This window comes from Streptococcus xiaochunlingii (genome assembly GCF_006385805.1).
Taxonomy (GTDB): Bacteria; Bacillota; Bacilli; order Lactobacillales; family Streptococcaceae; genus Streptococcus; species Streptococcus xiaochunlingii.
Genome location: NZ_VFSG01000001.1, coordinates 259,086 through 276,633, shown reverse-complemented (window position 1 = coordinate 276,633; position 17,548 = coordinate 259,086). Strand labels below are relative to the sequence as shown.

Sequence of the window (17,548 nt, the reverse complement as noted above, 5' to 3'; positions counted from 1 at the left end):
TTCGATATCGAAATATTATTTTTTTAAAAAAAGAGTTTGGCCAAGACCAAACTCTGGATAATAAAAATTACTCTTCTTCCACTAAGCGTTTGAACTCTGCCTGGAGTTCAGTATTTTCTGTCGGTTTAAGATACATTTGTCCTCCATTAGTTGTATCTGAATGAAAGACGATCGGTTCTCCCGTATTGGTGATAGCGAAAAAATAACTATGAACATCTGGAAATTTATCCCAATTACTGTAGCGTTCTACAATTCGATATTGAGCATTTCCTAGACCTGTATCCGTATACTCGGCATTCATTTTCTCACTTGGTCCATCATCCCTAAGTGTATAGAGGTGGTCAGGCCCTACATCCCCTCCTGCGATCCCCTTTTGGTAATTGGGTTGTCCTAGTCTTTCTCCCCAGTCTTTTATAAAAGCTTCGAGTTTCGCCGATTTGTTAGCATTCCAAGGAGCTTTTAGTTGTGTTTCTGATTTAGTTGTACGACCAGAAACTTCAAATTCCTGCCATTCGAGACCTCTTAAATCAATTTGATCGGATGCATTTTTTCCAAAATCAGCAGCAATATCATTTGCTTGTATTTGAATCTCTTTTTCTTGGAGGATAGTCGCTTGCTTTTGCTTAGCATTAAGCTGATAAAGAGTTCCATAACCTTGACCCGTACCTGAGGACCAGCTAAGCTCCAAAACTTCTCCTTCTTTATAGACAAGAGCAGCATTTCTTGCTCCACCATGGCCTGCCACGAACCCTTCTGCTAAAAGGACTGGTTTCCCAGCTTGCAAATAATAAAGACCGGTTAAGAAATATTTGCCACTCACATTTAGGTCTGCAATCAACAGTTCCTCTATCCCATCATTATTCAAATCTGCAAAGGCATAACGCATTTCATCTGCTTGGTTAACTGCATTCTCGATTGCCCAACTATTGATTGGACGCTCAGTTGCTTGTAAACTTTGATAGAGACTTGCAATACTTGCTGTATCCTTTGGCGAGGACAAAATCTTTTGATAATCCTCAAATATGGGCTGGTACAACTTCTTGTAATCCTTTTTCACCTCTTTTTTAGTAACTTTTTTACCGGAAGATGATATCGACGATGTTTCCGAGCTGTTATTCAACTGACTAGAATGTCGAGGAGTCCGTTTGCTACAACCAACCGTAACAAGTCCTGTTGCTAGGAGAATGACTGCTCCCAATTTCTCTTTTCGTTTCATAAGTTTCTCCTTTTGTGTCATCCTTGATAGCTGTACTTTTCTCTATATTATACCAAAAAAGAAGGCTACACCTGATGATTTGTGTAAAACCATCTTATTCTGTTTGATTTAATTTGGATTCTTTTGCTCTCGACGACCCGGATTATCCTGGCTTTCAAGATGCTGCTTGATTAAGGCAACTACTTCATCATTTGTTGGAAGATCCGAATGCTGGGCATCCTCTCCCGTAACGGTAATCTCCGTGTAGGTCTCCGCTTGATTTTGATAGATATACTTGCCAGCGGACACACTAGCATCAGGAACCAACTCATCTGAGTCATAGGTGATAGTACCTGCTACCGAATACATATGAAGAGTTGTTGGGATAGCTTCTCTAGCCTTGATAAAGTCCGCCAACATCTCTGATTTGTTTTTGATATTGGTCTCGGTGAAGTTATAAGGGGTCCCAATGGTCATGAGGGTCTTCAGATCCACATCATAATCCCCTAAATAATTTTCAATAAAGGCTGTGTAGATCAAGCCGCCATTGGAATGACCTAGTCCTTTAAAGTTATTGAAGTTGTATTTGGATTGTAGAGCTTCAAAGGCTTGGTTCACCATCTTGGCTTGCTTTTTGATATTGCTGTAACCATCCTTGTTGTTTTCAAAACCAATCACGATAATCGGCTCATTGTCTTTGGCATCAATGCTCCCACTATAAGTAATCCTACCATCGTTCCAGACCTTAACCTTTAGAAGGCTGTGTTTGGTTCCTTGCCGGTCTTGGTTGAGCTTGGTCACCAAGCCATCAAAACGATTTTCCGTCGCAGAACTTCCAGGAATCATGATAATTGGCGATAGTTTTGAATTATAGAATTTTTCGATCTTTTGGACATTTTTTCGAGTCCAGCTATAAGAAGGGACGGCTAACCCAAGCAAGAAAAGACAGACCAAGGTGAAAATTAGCACTGTTTTTTTAGAGACTTTCATGGCTTCCTACTTCTTCTAGCAAATCTTTTCGAACTTGGTTGCCCATGCGGACAAAGGGAATATAGAGTGCTACATCTAGGGCAAAGCAAAAGAGACTGACACCTAAAGCTCTTAGGCTTCCTCCAGTCCCAATAAAGGCATAGAGAAGACTAGGTGTCCCATCTGGCACTGGGTAGACAGCTGCCGGCATGAGTTTTAAAAATAAGGCTAAAGCTGCAATTGTCATATTTACCAAGGGGATCAATAAGAAGGGGATCACATAGAGCAGGTTGAGGAGGATGGGAATTCCTACCATGAAAGAAGCCCCATTGTTAAAGAGACTTGGAAACAGACTGAGGAGACTAACCTTCCTATCCTTTTGACTCCGTGAAACCAGTAAGATCGCTACCAATAAAGCTAAAACTGCACCAACTCCTGCCACCATGCCAAAACTGCGGTACAAGTTAGTCAAGGTATAGGGATAAGGAATGCCTGTCGTCGTATGATGGGTTACAGCATAAGTCAGATTTTCTAAGGCAAAACTGTCATCCGCAATCGAGTTCAAGGCAAAAACCTGACTGTTCCCGACCCAACCCGATAAGCCATTCAAGAGTCCCATGACAAAGGTGGATAAGAGGTGATGACTGGTCACCGTTAGTGAACTGAAAAACTGAGCGATAGTCTGAAGAACACGGTACTGATTCCCCAGGATTTAGAGACCATTTAGACTGACACCTAAGAGTAGAGACAAGAAAATCGGACGAACAGTCTTGGGTTGATAAATGAAGTCTTTATTCACGATTTGATCGTCACTAGCTTTTGATAGGCGAAAAATCTGGCCAATTAAATAACCTAAAAAAATCGCTAAGAAAATATTGGTCGACGCAGATAGATGGATAGGAGATAATTGTCCATCAGGAAGAGGGCCCATCAACAAGCCCTGTGAGCTAACAATAAAACTGACTAAAAGAGCTGTTACACCAGCCGTCCCTGTACTTCTTCCATAATGTCCAGCTGTGTATTTCCCTGCAAAATAGGTTGCTAATGGGCCAGCAAAACCTCCTATAAAACTTGATAGATTGGACAAAACCTGACCCGTGAGCTGAAATCCTGGGAACCAATCCGAGACAGAAAAAAGCATATTTACATAGCCCCTATCTGAAAAGAGAGACTGGGAAATCACTTGAACAATTGCTGAGAAAAGTAAAAATGGAAAGAGAGAGACCAAGGTCTTCTGGCTGATTTGTACGAATCCACGCTCTCGAAACCAGAGAAATTTTTGCGCCAAATATTTTGTCATTGTTGCTCCTACTATCCTTATTGATCCGTTAGGTGACACTATTCGAGCACACCCTTCTGTTTACTTCATTATAGCATATTAGTCTACACAAAAAACTCAAGCCAACTGACTTGAGTTTCCTTCTTATCGATCATTGTACCCATCTGGGTGGCTGGAATGCCATGCCCAAGCTGTTTGGATGATGGTTTCGATATTGTCAAATTTTGGTTGCCAACCGAGGATCGCACGCGCCTTCTCAGAGGATGCGATCAAGGTATCTGGATCTCCTGGTCTGCGATCTGCAATCTCAAGTGGGATCGGATGACCCGTCACCTTGCGGGCTGCTTCGACAATCTGAAGATTAGAGAATCCGGTCGATGAGCCCAGATTAAAGGCGGTAGATGGATTACCATTACGCAGATACTCCACTGCTAGCAGATGAGCATCAGCTAAATCAAATGGATGGACATAGTCCCGAACATTGGTCCCATCTGGTGTATTGTAGTCATCTCCAAAAATTGCGATCTTTTCGCGTTTGCCTTGCGCCACTTGCAAGACGATTGGCAGGAGATGGGTCTCTGGTCCATGGTCTTCGCCAATGGACCCGTCTGGCTTGGCACCCGCTACATTAAAGTAACGAAGGGGGACATACTTGATGCCATAGGCTTGATCGGCCCAGCGCATTATGGTTTCCATCATGAGTTTGCTTTCGCCATAGGGATTAATTGGTTTTTGTGGAGTGGTTTCAAGAATCGGAATTTCTTCTGGAATACCATAGGTGGCTGCGGTTGAAGAAAAGACGATATAGCGCACCCCACATTCATGCATGACTTCCAAGAGTTTGACCATGCCAGCTGTATTATTGTCAAAATATTTCAATGGATCCGCCATAGACTCAGCAACCAGTGAGTAAGCCGCAAAGTGGATGACGGCGTCAATATCTGCATGTTCCTTAAAAACAGTGCGCATGAAATCTTGATCCGCCAGGTCTCCTTGGTAAAAGACGGCATCTGGATGCACCGCTGCACGATGGCCTGTGACCAGGCTATCTACCACCACGACTTTTTCCTGTCCTTCATTGACCAAGCGGTCTACCATGTGGGAACCGATATAGCCAGCTCCTCCGAGTACGAGTATTGCCATTTGTTTTCCTTTCGCTTCTTTGTCTTCTCTCTTATTGTACCAAATTTCTGCCTCTTCTCCATCCTTAAAGTGTTGCGACAAAGCGTCTAAAGGCTGCTTGACCTTCTGCTGTTCGCTTGTAGACACCCGCATCTTCCAGTACCCGCGCAAAGATTTGGCCGACCGATTCACGGACAATGGCCTCAGCCTCTGCTTCTTCTGTAATGGATGGGTGAGTGGCTTTCAAGTCAGCTGCCCATTCTTGGTGGTAATGAGCCACACTGCATTCACGACCGAGCAGATAGTCTTGGACCTGCTTGAGCTCTTTCTTAAGCCGAGGAGGCAAGATGGCCAAGCCCATGACTTCGATGAGGCCGATATTTTCTTTTTTGATGTGTTGCACATCAGCATGTGGGTGGTAAATGCCATCTGGATGCTCTGGTGAGGTTTGGTTATCACGGAGCACCAAGTCCAGTTCATAATGCCCATCACGGATTCGTGCAATGGGGGTAATGGTATGATGGGGTTGACCGTCGGATGTGGCCAAGACTTGAACGGCTGGATCCGAGTAACCTCGCCAGGTCTTTAGGATATGGTCCGCCAGGTCAATCAATTGCGCCTTGTCATCCGATTGCAAACGAAGCACAGACATGGGCCAGTTGACAATCCCTACTGAGACAGCCTCAAAGCCCTCAATGGTAAAGCTTTCCCCAACAGGAGCCAGTTCCATAGGGAAGGTATGGCGTCCCCCTTGATAGTGGTCATGAGTCAAGATCGACCCCCCCACAATGGGAAGATCTGCATTGGACCCTGCAAAATAGCCTGGAAAAGTCTCTACAATGGTCAAAAGTCGCTCAAAGGTCTTGCGACTGATGGCCATAGGAACATGTTGACTATCGAGGAAAATGCAGTGTTCATTAAAGTAGGCATAAGGCGAATACTGGAAGCCCCAGTCATGACCGTCCATGTCAAAGCGAATGATCCGGTGATTGGCACGAGCAGGATGGTCTAGGCGACCTTGATAGCCCTCATTCTCCATGCAAAGCTGGCAAGCAGGATAATGACTGGCTTTGGCCTGACGTGCCGCTGCTATCTCTTTGGGATCTTTTTCTGGTTTGGAGAGGTTGATCGTAATCTCTAGCGGACCATAAGCAGTCTCTGCTTCAAAGGCGATATTTTGCGCGATAGCATCTACCTTGATGTAGTTGTTGCGCTTGGAGAGGGCATAGAAATCAGCAATCGCGTCTTCCTTGGACTGACGGTAAGTCTCCCAGAAATGATGATTTACCTGACTAGGACGAGGAGTGATCAAATTCATTAACTCGGCTCCCAGACTATCCTGAGCTGCCATGGTTTCCTCAATCTGACCGTTAGCAAGGGCGAGCTCGATGAGTTGGTCTTTAAGCGCCAACAATCCTTCTTTTTTAACTGGTTGGTCCACGCCCTCTTCTCCGACCAAGCTCATGATCCGATTTTTTAGATAGATCCGATCTAACTCTTCAAAGTGGCTCACTGCAATCACTTCTGTCACAAATGCATCTAGAATTCCTTGTGCCATTTTGTCTCCTTCTCTCCTAATCTAAAATGCGACTGCCTCCTGCTACTTCAGCAATGTAAAAGCTTGGAGCATAGCCGACAACTTCCTCATAGCGTTTGCCGACAGCTTCTTCAAAGGCTTGAACCTTGTCCTTGTTGACAAGGGCGATGGCACAGCCTCCAAATCCTGCACCCGTCATACGAGCACCAAGCACTCCTTCTTGTTCCCAAGCTGTATGAACTAGAGTATCTAATTCCAAGCCGGTCACTTCGTAATCATGCTCCAAGGATACATGGGAAGCATTCATGAACCGGCCAAAGCCTTCCAAATCTCCTTCCTCAAGAGCCTTACGAGCTTGGAGAGTCCGTTGGTTTTCGAGTACAGCATGGCGAGCTCGTTTGATGCGATTTTCATCCTTGATCAAGTAACTATAGGTATCAAAATCCCAGACATCCAATTCACCCAAGGTTTGGATGTCTAGTTTTTCTTGGAGTTCAGAGACAGCTGTTTCGCATTCCGCACGACGTTCATTGTATTTTGAATCAATCAATTCCCGGCGTTTATTGGTATTCATAATCACGACGACATTGTCTTTCAAATCAAGGGGCACCAAATCATATTTCAAAGTGTTAGTATCCAGATAAATGGCCCGTTGATCAGCCCCCATACCGATGGCAAACTGATCCATGATGCCAGAGTTGACCCCGATAAAATGATTTTCCGTTTGTTTTCCAATCTTAACCAGTTCTACCCGATCCACTTTAAGACCATAGATGGTTTCCGCAATGACTCCTGTCAACATCTCTAGTGAGGCTGAGGAAGAAAGGCCAGATCCATTTGGAATATTGCCGTAAACATAGACATCCATGCCAACATCAATGGTGTGACCAGCTTCCTGCAAGAAATGAAGCACGCCTTTTGGATAGTTGGTCCAATTGTGCTCCTCTTCAAAATGAAGATTTTCAAGCGGGACTTCAATGATGCCCTTGTCTTCAAAGTTAGCAGAGAAGAAACGCAAAACCTTGTCTTCGCGCTTTCTTGCTGCTCCATAGGTACCAAGCGTAATGGCTGCAGGGAAAACATGCCCTCCGTTATAGTCCGTGTGTTCACCGATCAGATTGATTCGACCTGGTGAGAAGTAGGTATGATCCGCTTCTGCTCCAAAGACGGTTTGAAAAGCTTCCCGAAGTTCTTGAGTATTCATTGAGATTACCTCACTTATATAGTTATTTACCTCTAGTGTAACCCCTTTCATACAACAAATCAATAATTTTACTAAAATTTTAGTAAAATCCGCTAACATGACCAAACCTATGATATACTAGAAGGAAGAAGGAGAAAACGAATGGCCACATTAAAGGATATTGCTAACCTCGCAAACGTATCCATCGCCACTGTTTCTCGTGTTCTGAACCAAGATGCCAGTCTTTCTGTATCGGAGGAAACCCGCCACAGAATTTTGACTGTTGCTGACGAACTAGGCTACACCAGACATCAGAAAAGTGGGAACTTTAAAAAAGAAAAACAACAAATTGTCATCATCCAATGGAAAAGTGAAGAGGGAGAGCTGGACGACCTCTACTACTACAACATCCGCTTAGGCATTGAAAAAAGAGCACAGGATTTCGACTATGGGATTCTCCGCTATTTCAATGATATTCCTTTTCGATTAGGTGAGGAAGTTATTGGAGTCCTTTGTATTGGAAAGTTTAGTAGGGTTCAAATTGTCGAGTTAGAACGTCTAGACAAGCCTCTGGTTTTTGTCGATAGTAACACCCTTAACCAAGGACACCCTTGTGTCACGACTGAATTTGAAAATGCTGTACAGACTGCCCTTTCCTATTTACGAAAACAAGGCTGTCAAACAATTGGCCTCCTAACTGGTGAGGAAAAAACAACTGACCTATTGGAAAGTATCCCAGATCCTCGGCGACGAGCCTATCGAAACTATTGTATTGAAAGAAGTATTTACCACCCTGAACTCATCCTCACAGGAAGTTTTACAGCTCAATCAGGCTATGACCTCATTTCCTCTCGGCTTCAGTCTGACTCACCCTTACCAGATGCCTATTTTGTTTCGAGTGATAGTTTGGCCATTGGGGCTCTCCGAGCTTTTCAAGAGGCCGGTATCAAGGTCCCTGATGATATCCAACTCATTTCCTTTAATGATACAAGTTTAGCCAAGCAAGTCTTTCCTCCCCTCTCGACCATCACTGTTTTTACAGAAGAAATGGGACGAACCGCTATGGATGTCCTAAATAAACAAGTCCTATCTCCAAGAGAAATACCAACCCTCACTATGCTAGGAACCAAGCTAACTATTAGAGAAAGCACAAAGAATGGATGATCCACCATCCTTTCCGAAAATCAAAACTTATGAAAACACACGAAATTTTATACCAAACCTTAGCCCAAGCTCAAGATTATGTCAATGGCGAGCAACTAGCCCAAGAAATGGGACTGTCTCGCACGTCTATCTGGAAGGCCATTCAGCGTCTAGAAAAAGAAGGCATCGAGATTGAGTCCGTCAAAAATCGAGGCTACAAGATCCTATCCGGAGACCTCCTCATTCCCCAAGTTATCGAGGAGTATTGTCCTCTAACAGTCTCCTATAATCCCCAGTGCCAATCCACTCAGTTAGATGCCAAGAATGCCATGGAAGCTGGAGGACAATCTTCTACTCTTTATCTGGCTCCTTTCCAGACAGCAGGTAAGGGACGTTTTGGGCGTGACTACTTCTGCCCTTCTCAAGGGGGGATCTACATGTCTCTCCATCTCAAGCCCAACCTCCCCTTTGATCAAGCTCCTGCCTATACCCTCATGGTCGCAGCAGCCATCTACAAGGCCCTGAAAAATCTGGCCTTATTGGATATCGATATTAAGTGGGTCAATGATATCTACTACAGGGGGAAAAAGGTCGGGGGCATTCTGACCGAAGCCATCAGCTCCATCGAAACAGGCCTTATTACAGATGTCATCATTGGAGTGGGGATCAATTTTGCCATCACCGATTTTCCAAAGGAACTGAAGGACAAGGCTGGTTCCCTCTTTGACTCCCAGCCTCCCATTAGCCGCAATGAACTGATTGCTGAGATTTGGAAGGAATTTTTCAACACACCAGAAGAGGAGCTAATCTACCTCTACAAGCAGCGCTCACTAGTCCTAGGTAAGGAAGTCTGCTTCGAACAAAATCAGACCAGCTACCAAGGCCTGGCCAAGGATATCTCGGACAATGGACAACTACTAGTCCAACTGACGGACGGCCAAGAACGCTGGCTCAACAGTGGCGAAATCTCCCTCAAGCAATGGGATTTGTAAAATAGACCAACAACTCAAAAAAAATAAGCACCAGTCGGTGCTTATTTTTTATACTTATCTCGTTTTTTCTGATTGAGCTGTTGATCGATACTTTCGACCAACTTCCCTAAGATATAGCTGACTTGTAAATTTCTTAATATCAAGAGAGCCCAAAAGATTGCTGCGAAGTAGCTTTCTCTCATCACAGCATCATTAAAAAAATAGGTTTCAAAGGCTGTAAAAATAGCCAGACTCCAAAATTGACGTTTATTCATATTGTTATTCTACCACGATTTTCTAGAAAAAGCACAGGCTAGTCTTCTTGGACCGTAATTTTATCAGAGAGGAAATCAAAGCCCTCCGGAATAACAGACTCTTCTGCCACTTCGACCTCTTCCTTGTGACCACGCGCTTTCTTAGAGAATTCCGCCCGAACCTGGGTCCATTCTTCCATGGAAATAGCCAGAATCTCCGGAGAGAAACCTGCCGCATTGCTTAAAATATTGCCAAACATGGTATTGAGGTTATCACGCTTCATGGTCTGTTCAGCATTGAAGGCAGACTCAAAGGCTAAAATCGCATGACGTTCATTGGCCGCAACCGGTTGGGAACCAACCAGCAAGGCCTTATCTGCTCCTGCTAGGCTTTCAATAATTTCCCCCCAGGCGTTTTGTAGGCGAATGAGATTGTTACGGGCCAAATCTGGATTTTCAACCGCTTCTTGTAAGATGGCTTGAAGCTTATTACGATCCACTCGATAGCCCTTGCTGGACTTCTGAGGACGAGCTGGTGCGGACTTGCCCACAGGAGCCTCATTCGCTGCTTGGGCAAACTGATTCTTCAGAGACTCGACTTCTCTTTTGAGCTGGTCCATTTGGACCAAGAAATCTGCTGGAAGAGCCGCTTGACTAGCCGAAGGGCTCTCCCCCTTGTATTCTGCCAAGCGAATGGTCATCATCTCCGTGTAAATCTTCGGTTGCAGACTGTTTTTGATATCCGCTAAGCTCTTCGTCGCGAGGTCAATCCAAGCAAAGAGGGTCGCTTGTGGAATAGCTAGATTCTGGTTAAATCGCTCACTGACATGGAGATTTTCCCCACCTGTCTGAACGATCAAGAGATCCCGCAAATACTGCAAGAGGTCCGTCACAAAGCGGGCCATATTTTTCCCATTATCAAAGATCAGGTTCAACTGGTCCAAGGCAGCTGTTGCATCTTGTGCTGACAAGGCTGCAACATAGAGATCTAAGGCTTCTTGACTGATGGAGCCTGTGATTTCTTCTGCTGTTGCAGTGGTCAATCGAGCTTCACATGTCAGACTGAGGGCTTGGTCCAAAATGGACAAGGCATCCCGCATCCCACCTTCGGCCCGACGGGCAATAATGGCTACAGCTTCTTCTTCGTAATCAATCCCTTCTTTGTCCAAAACAGCTTTTAGGTGGTCTTGGATGGCCGGAGTCTTGATAGATTTGAATTCAAAGCGCTGAACCCGCGAAAGAATAGTTGCTGGAATCTTATGTAACTCTGTTGTTGCTAAAATAAAGACTACATTTTCTGTTGGTTCTTCCAAGGTCTTGAGAAGGGCATTAAAAGCGCCTGTCGAGAGCATGTGCACCTCGTCAATGATATAGACCTTATGAGGGGCCAAACTAGGCGCATAGGTGGATTTGTCACGAATATCACGGATTTCATCCACTCCATTATTAGAGGCCGCGTCAATCTCAATGACATCCTCTAAACTGCCATTGGTAATGGCTTCACAGATATAGCAATCATTACAAGGTTCTCCCCCTTTTTGGTTGGGGCAGTTCATGGCCTTGGCAAAAATTTTCGCCACACTGGTCTTCCCCGTCCCACGAGGGCCAGAAAAGAGATAGGCATGGCTAATTTTCCCCTGTTCGACAGCTTGTCGAAGGGTCGTCGCAATAACCTCCTGCCCTACAAGCTGGCCAAAGGTCTGGCTTCGGTATTTACGATAGAGGGCTTGATACATTAGTCTACTACTCCAAACATCCTAAAATTCCAATTTGTTTTTTCGAGCAAGATGGCTACAAAACGTTCCAAATAAAGGCGATCCAGGTCGTCATAATCTCCCACCCGATCCGAATCTAGATCCAACACTCCCAGCAACTGGTCATTCAAGACCATAGGGACCACAATCTCACTCATGGCCCGACTGTCACAAGAGATATAATTGGCATGCTGGGTCACATCCTCGATGACCAGCGTCTCTCTTTTCTCTGCTGATTCTCCACAGACACCTTTTCCTAGAGCGATATGGACACAAGATACCTGTCCTTGAAAGGGGCCTAAAATCAACTCTTTTTGATCATAGAGGTAAAAACCTGCAAAGACTGAATGAGGTAGAGCTTGATTGAGCAGAGCACTGGCATTGGCTAAATTGGCCAAGGCATTGCTCTCTCCTTCTAAAAGAGCTTCTAACTGGGCTAGTAAGAGTTTGTAATTTGATTCTTTTTCTTGCGTATTCATACCCTTTATTATACCAAACTTTGGCTAGAAAATTAAGTATTTACCACGGAGCAAGCCTTGATAAAAACCCGACTAGACATCAGAAGTACCAAGCAAATGTTCTCAATAAAAAAGCCAGGGTGCAAGGTCCCTGACTTTGTAAAAATTCATTTAAGCGTCTCTCCGAACATATTGAATCGCCCGATATGTCAGAAAGATGGTCAGAACAAGGGAAACAAACCAAATTGTCCGAAGTCCATAATATTGGATGAGGAAGGTCGAAAGAATAGCCCCTCCGACAAAACTCCCAATCAAGGAGGTCATAAAGAGGGATTCCCAGAAAAACTCCATCTTGCGATCCCGCACAAAATTCCCGTAAGCGACCATGGTCTTCTTGAGATTCCCTGTCATAAAGGAATGGTTGTAAGCATAGCCATCGACTTCTCCAAAGGAAATGGCTACAATCCCCAAGCTCAGTCCAAAGAAAGGCACGATCAGAACATTGGGCACTTCTTTTGGCAGAAAGCCAGCCACCAAGGTCGTCAGGACCAAGGGCACCAAGGTACTAAGCCGCCAAACCGAATGACTAAAGAAGCGCTGAAAGACGGTCATCAAAAAAATCCCGATCATAAAGGCTAACATGGTGGCTAGTTTGACCTCCACATCAGATATTTCATGGCCAATTAACCCAACGGATAGAAAGACCACGTTTCCCGTTTGGCCAGCCGCCAAGGTCCCTCCTCTTTCAATAAAGGTGTAGGCATCTGAAAAACCCGCACACATAGTCAGCAGGCAGGCAAAGGCCTTACTTCTGGAGTGAAACTCCCTTCTTAACTTTTTCATATTTCTCCTTATTTGTCATGGAAAAGAGGCTGGGACACAACTTCCTAACCTCTCTCACTTGTTATCTTATCCTTCACGTGATTCGCTCAAAATCTTCTCAATCTTGGTCGTAATCAAATCGATGGCTACAGTATTGGTCACTCCTTCTGGAATGATGACATCCGCATAGCGCTTGGTTGGCTCGATAAACTGATGGTACATCGGCTTCACCACTCCCAAGTACTGCTCGATGACGCTGTCCAAACTCCGACCGCGCTCTTCCATATCTCGCTTGATCCTGCGAATGATCCGCACATCATCGTCAGTATCAACGAAAATCTTGATATCCATCAAGTCACGAAGACGCTTGTCCTCCAAGACCAAAATCCCCTCAACGATAAAGACATCCTGAGGCTCCTGGCGATAAGTCTTAGCACTACGCGTATGCGCTGCATAGTCATATGTTGGAATATCAACCGGACGTCCAGCCAACAACTCATTGATTTGCTCGATCATGAGGTCTGTATCAAAGGCAAAAGGATGGTCATAGTTGGTCTGAATCCGCTCTTCAAAGGTTAAATGGCTTTGATCCTTGTAATAAGAATCGTGCTCAATCATGGCAATCTTCTCATCCGGGAAGTGGGACAAAATTGCCCGAGAAACACTAGTTTTTCCCCCACCAGAACCGCCTGTTACACCGATAATAATTGGTCTGTTTCGCATCTTCTTCTCCATTTTCTATAATCCTATTTATTCTATCACAAAAGCGGTCACTTGACCACGACTTGAACCATTTTTCTATGGCTTTCATCCAAAATCAAAGAAGGATCTCCTTTCCCCTTCCGTCCCAGTTCGAAAGGCCCATTCCATCTTTTTAGGGTGAAACATGATATAATGAAACCAGTAAATACCTGATTGAAAGGAGCTGCCATGCTGAAACTTGGTATCATCGGCACCAGTGCCATCTCCCATTCCTTCCTGGCCGCAACTAAAGAAACAGGCCACTATGAGTTAAAGGCGGTCTATTCACGGACCTTAGAGAAGGCTCGTAGCTTCGCCCAACCCTATGGACAAGTAGCCCTCTATGATGATCTGATTGCCTTTCTAGATAGTGACCTGGATGTCATCTACATTGCTAGTCCCAATTCACTCCACTATCCCCAGGCAAAATTAGCCCTCCTAGCTAAGAAACATGTCATCCTTGAAAAACCAGCCGTCACTACTCCAAAGGAATGGGAAGAGTTGGTCAAATTGGCCAAGGAGCACCAGGTCTATCTCTTTGAAGCAGCTCGCAACTATCATGAAAAAGCCTTTGCGACCATCCAAGACTTTCTCAAAGACAAAACCATCTTGGGTGGCCACATGACCTATGCCAAATACTCCTCTAAAATGCCCGAACTCCTGAAAGGGGCTACACCTAATATTTTCTCTGACCAGTTTGCTGGCGGAGCCCTTATGGATTTGGGTGTCTATCCCCTCTACTTTGCAATCGGCCTCTTTGGTCAACCTGAATCAGTAGCCTATCAGGCGCGGCAATTGCCTAATTCAATCGATTTGAACGGACATGGTAGCTTGGTTTATTCAGACTTTGTCATCGGCATTCAAGCCGGCAAGGATGTGACTAGCAATCTTCCTGCTGAAATCTACACAACAGATGGCACCCTCTTTCTGAGTGGCATTGAAGCCGTTAACGAGGTAGTTTTTCAAGATCATTCTGGAAACAGCTACCAGCTTCCAATCACTCCCGCCCCTCATAACATGCTAGAAGAAGCCCAGGCCTTTGCTAGCATGATGACAGAGGGCGACCAGATACTTTACCAGACTTGGCTTCAAACCGGACAGATGGTCCACCAAGCTCTCTACGCTATGCGCCAAGATGCTGGAATACACTTTAAGGACGAAAACTAATATGACACTAGCATTCCCACCGCTCTGGCAAGAGCAACTCAAAACCCTCGGCTTTGAGCAACTCACTGAAATCCAAGAACGCCTCTTTGAGCCGATCACCCAAGGGGAGAACGTACTTGGAGTCAGCCCGACAGGAACTGGGAAGACTCTGGCCTATCTCTTCCCTAGTCTTCTCAAGCTAAAACCTAAAAAAGCGCAACAATTGCTGATCCTCTCCCCCAATACAGAGTTGGCCGGACAAATCTTTGATGTCACTAAACAATGGGCAGAGCCTCTTGGACTCAGTGCTCAACTTTTCCTTTCTGGCTCTAGTCAAAAACGGCAAATCGAACGTCTCAAAAAAGGACCCGAAATTCTCATCGGAACTCCAGGCCGTATTTTTGAGTTGATCAAGCTCAAGAAAATCAAGATGATGAATGTCGATACCATCATCCTGGACGAATTTGACCAACTTTTCAGCGACTCTCAGTATCACTTTGTCGACAAGATTTGCCACTACGCGCCGCGAGATCATCAATTTATCTATATGAGTGCAACGACTAAGTTTGATGCAGAGCAAATCGAGCCCAATACCCTGACCATTCAGGTAGAAGGGCAAAGCTTGGACAATATCCAGCACTTCTATATGGAAGTGGACAAGCGAGAAAAGGTCGAACTCCTCAGAAAACTCTCCAATGTCGAAGACTTTCGTGGCCTCGTTTTCTTCAATAGCTTGTCCGACCTAGGGAGCGCTGAAGAAAAACTCCAGTACCGAGAAGTTAGCGCTGTCTCACTTGCTAGTGACGTCAACGTCAAATTCCGGAAAGTCATTCTGGAACGCTTTAAGGATCATCAGCTGACACTCCTTCTGGCAACAGATTTGGTAGCGCGGGGAATCGATATCGACTCACTAGAATGTGTCGTCAACTATGAAGTCCCAAGAGATGCCGAAACCTACATCCACCGATCTGGGCGTACCGGACGCATGGGCAAAGAAGGCTATGTCATCACCTTGGTTAGCCATCCAGAAGAATTAAAAAGTTTGAAAAAATTAACCCCTGTTCGTCCTTTAATCCTCAAGGGAGCTCAACTCTATATAGGGGAAGAATAAGAAAATCGTTCGTAACATTACGAACGATTCAGATTGAAGATAAAGTCATTTTTAAAACTTTCCTTCGGTGAGTACGGACGTCAGCGAACTTCGAAGAAGTTCCATGACTTAGTTTTGAGCCTAAGGTCTCAAAACTCCCGAGTGCCTGAATCAATAGTGTTTCAGGCACTTTTCTCACAGCGGAAAGTTATTCATATTCTTAAATGACTAAAAAATAAAAGTCATTTTTTGATAATCATCCAGTTTTTTTATGTAAAACAATAGTTTGTCTATATTCAAAATCGTTCGTATTTCTACGAACGATTTTTTTAATTCCGATTGTAATAGAGGCGATGACTTTCCACTTGGTGGTTTAAGAGTTCATCAACCGTGACGATAGTGTAGCCTTGCGATTGAAGGTATTGGATCACAGCTGGGAGAGCATTAATCGAAGTTTGGTGAATATCATGCATCAGGATAATTGATCCTGGTTTGACTTGTTTTTTCACCTCTGCTAAGATCGCTTCGGTGTTATGACTCTTCCAATCCAAGGTGTCCACATCCCACATGATAAAGGCTTGATCCACTGCATATTGAATGGCACTATTAATCGAACCATAAGGAGGACGAGTAATCTTCGTTTGCACTCCAGTCACCTTTTGAATCACTTCTTTGGTATCCATGATTTCTTTTTGAGCTGACTCCAAAGGCAACTTAGTTAAGACAGGGTGGTTCCAAGTATGGATCCCGATTTCATGTCCTTCCTGACGGACCCGTTTAGCCACTTCTGGATAGGCAGAGACATTCTTCCCAAGCATAAAGAAAGTCGCTTTAACATGGTACTTGTTGAGGATATCCAGGGCTTGAGGAGTCGTCGATGGATCTGGACCATCATCAAAAGTCAAGGCAACCATTTTAGCGTGACGTTGGGTTTGGTAGGCCTCATAAGCATCACGATCTCCAGGATTCAGGCGAGCAGAATCAATCACATCATAGAGCTTCGAAAGGGGCATATCGAAGGTTTCCATGCCCTCAATAGTAACTGGAAGGGTGATAGAAAGAACCCCTTGATTGTAGGTGAACTGCCAGCTTGCCATATCACTTGCTGAGACAGCTTGCATCAGCTCTTCAATTCGATCTTCCCCTAACTGTAGGAAAACCAGCTGAGAGCGCAACTCAGTTAAGAGGGTTTCTTTGGCTAGATCAGCATCCGTAAACAATTGGGAGAATTGGAAGACCGTCCCCTCATCCGTTAGATAAAGGAGGGGAAGTTTGTCGATCCCATCTTTGATGAACTTGCCGTTTTTCCACTTGTACTGGGTCTTCTTCACCTGATAAGGGTGAACCCCGACAAATGGGTCTTCTGAGCGTTCGGTATGATAGAACAATAGCTCTTTTGCTTGCTGATTCTTCTTCTCTTCTTGGGGAAGAGAGCCTACGTCAGCCAAAATTCTCTCTTTGACTACTGCGATGGGTTCTTCGTTATTATTCGGGTAGTAGGCAGCAACATAAGATTGACCGACCATTCCTTTTTGAAGAATGGTATCTTTGTCTTTTTCAACTGCTTCTTCTTCCTGGATTGCTTTGGAAAACTGTTGATTATAATTTTTGATAGCGCGTGCTTCCTCAATCTTCTGATAAGCAAGATAAATTCCCCCGATGAAAAGGAGGTTGAGGAGGATGAGAATAAGTATTTTCAAGTAGGATTTCTTCATACTCTTATTATAGCAATTTTATCACCAAAAAACAGTAGAAAACTCTAGAATCTAGAAAATAAAACCTAAAATATAGTAGGGGAATTAAAGTAGCTCAGTCCTATCTCCTGTCACTTTGAGCCGGCAACTTTCAAGCAGAAAAAAAGAACAGATGTAGTCACATCTGCTC

The 17,548-nt window shown here is 44.5% G+C and carries 15 protein-coding genes and 1 pseudogene; 4 read left to right on the top strand and 12 right to left on the bottom strand.

Annotation, left to right across the window (positions count from 1 at the left end):
* Nucleotides 1–67: 67 nt before the first annotated feature.
* From FJR71_RS01460 to FJR71_RS01435, 6 genes and pseudogenes are all read right to left on the bottom strand, one after another.
* Nucleotides 68–1,216, bottom strand: coding sequence for a DUF4767 domain-containing protein (locus FJR71_RS01460; protein ID WP_140813895.1), 1,149 nt, complete (start codon nucleotides 1,214–1,216; stop codon nucleotides 68–70).
* A 108-nt stretch (nucleotides 1,217–1,324) separates the two neighbouring features.
* Nucleotides 1,325–2,185, bottom strand: a complete 861-nt coding sequence (locus FJR71_RS01455; RefSeq protein ID WP_140813894.1) for an alpha/beta hydrolase — start codon at nucleotides 2,183–2,185, stop codon at nucleotides 1,325–1,327.
* Nucleotides 2,172–3,464, bottom strand: a pseudogene (locus FJR71_RS01450) (PTS transporter subunit EIIC). Before FJR71_RS01450 ends, FJR71_RS01455 begins: the two are co-directional and overlap by 14 nt.
* 123 nt (nucleotides 3,465–3,587) lie before the next feature.
* Nucleotides 3,588–4,586, bottom strand: coding sequence for a UDP-glucose 4-epimerase GalE (gene galE, locus FJR71_RS01445; protein ID WP_140813893.1), 999 nt, complete (start codon nucleotides 4,584–4,586; stop codon nucleotides 3,588–3,590).
* A 64-nt stretch (nucleotides 4,587–4,650) separates the two neighbouring features.
* Nucleotides 4,651–6,123 (bottom strand): UDP-glucose--hexose-1-phosphate uridylyltransferase, encoded by a 1,473-nt coding sequence (gene galT / locus FJR71_RS01440; RefSeq protein ID WP_140813892.1) that lies wholly within the window; start codon nucleotides 6,121–6,123, stop codon nucleotides 4,651–4,653.
* Nucleotides 6,124–6,139: 16 nt separating this feature from the next.
* Nucleotides 6,140–7,306 (bottom strand): galactokinase, encoded by a 1,167-nt coding sequence (locus tag FJR71_RS01435; RefSeq protein WP_140813891.1) that lies wholly within the window; start codon nucleotides 7,304–7,306, stop codon nucleotides 6,140–6,142.
* Nucleotides 7,307–7,447: 141 nt separating this feature from the next.
* Between FJR71_RS01435 and FJR71_RS01430 the strand changes: the two genes are divergently transcribed.
* Nucleotides 7,448–8,449, top strand: coding sequence for a LacI family DNA-binding transcriptional regulator (locus FJR71_RS01430; RefSeq protein ID WP_140813890.1), 1,002 nt, complete (start codon nucleotides 7,448–7,450; stop codon nucleotides 8,447–8,449).
* Between the two features lie 29 nt (nucleotides 8,450–8,478).
* Nucleotides 8,479–9,420: a bifunctional biotin--[acetyl-CoA-carboxylase] ligase/biotin operon repressor BirA gene (gene birA, locus FJR71_RS01425; protein ID WP_140813889.1), complete on the top strand. Its 942-nt coding sequence runs from the start codon at nucleotides 8,479–8,481 to the stop codon at nucleotides 9,418–9,420.
* A 41-nt stretch (nucleotides 9,421–9,461) separates the two neighbouring features.
* Here birA and FJR71_RS01420 read toward each other — a convergent pair whose 3' ends face one another.
* The 5 genes from FJR71_RS01420 to udk all read right to left on the bottom strand — a co-directional run bounded on the left by FJR71_RS01420 (nucleotide 9,462) and on the right by udk (nucleotide 13,410).
* The gene (locus tag FJR71_RS01420) at nucleotides 9,462–9,674 is read right to left on the bottom strand and encodes a DUF3272 family protein (protein ID WP_140813888.1); all 213 of its coding nucleotides are present in this window, start codon (nucleotides 9,672–9,674) and stop codon (nucleotides 9,462–9,464) included.
* 38 nt (nucleotides 9,675–9,712) lie between these two features.
* The gene (gene dnaX, locus FJR71_RS01415; RefSeq protein WP_140813887.1) at nucleotides 9,713–11,389 is read right to left on the bottom strand and encodes a DNA polymerase III subunit gamma/tau; all 1,677 of its coding nucleotides are present in this window, start codon (nucleotides 11,387–11,389) and stop codon (nucleotides 9,713–9,715) included.
* Nucleotides 11,389–11,886 carry a GAF domain-containing protein gene (locus FJR71_RS01410; RefSeq protein ID WP_140813886.1) on the bottom strand — a complete coding sequence of 166 codons (498 nt, stop codon included), beginning with the start codon at nucleotides 11,884–11,886 and terminating at the stop codon, nucleotides 11,389–11,391. The genes dnaX and FJR71_RS01410 overlap by 1 nt, the downstream gene beginning before the upstream one ends.
* Before the next feature lie 150 nt (nucleotides 11,887–12,036).
* Nucleotides 12,037–12,708 carry a YoaK family protein gene (locus FJR71_RS01405; protein ID WP_140813885.1) on the bottom strand — a complete coding sequence of 224 codons (672 nt, stop codon included), beginning with the start codon at nucleotides 12,706–12,708 and terminating at the stop codon, nucleotides 12,037–12,039.
* A 66-nt stretch (nucleotides 12,709–12,774) separates the two neighbouring features.
* Nucleotides 12,775–13,410 carry a uridine kinase gene (gene udk, locus FJR71_RS01400; RefSeq protein WP_048691384.1) on the bottom strand — a complete coding sequence of 212 codons (636 nt, stop codon included), beginning with the start codon at nucleotides 13,408–13,410 and terminating at the stop codon, nucleotides 12,775–12,777.
* Between the two features lie 207 nt (nucleotides 13,411–13,617).
* Between udk and FJR71_RS01390 the strand changes: the two genes are divergently transcribed.
* Together FJR71_RS01390 and FJR71_RS01385 are read left to right on the top strand one after the other, a co-directional pair.
* Nucleotides 13,618–14,595: a Gfo/Idh/MocA family protein gene (locus FJR71_RS01390; protein WP_140813884.1), complete on the top strand. Its 978-nt coding sequence runs from the start codon at nucleotides 13,618–13,620 to the stop codon at nucleotides 14,593–14,595.
* Nucleotide 14,596: 1 nt separating this feature from the next.
* Nucleotides 14,597–15,685 carry a DEAD/DEAH box helicase gene (locus FJR71_RS01385; protein ID WP_140813883.1) on the top strand — a complete coding sequence of 363 codons (1,089 nt, stop codon included), beginning with the start codon at nucleotides 14,597–14,599 and terminating at the stop codon, nucleotides 15,683–15,685.
* A 308-nt stretch (nucleotides 15,686–15,993) separates the two neighbouring features.
* Here FJR71_RS01385 and FJR71_RS01380 read toward each other — a convergent pair whose 3' ends face one another.
* On the bottom strand, nucleotides 15,994–17,364 hold the full coding sequence (locus FJR71_RS01380; RefSeq protein ID WP_246040085.1) for a polysaccharide deacetylase family protein: 1,371 nt from the start codon (nucleotides 17,362–17,364) through the stop codon (nucleotides 15,994–15,996).
* Nucleotides 17,365–17,548: the final 184 nt, after the last annotated feature.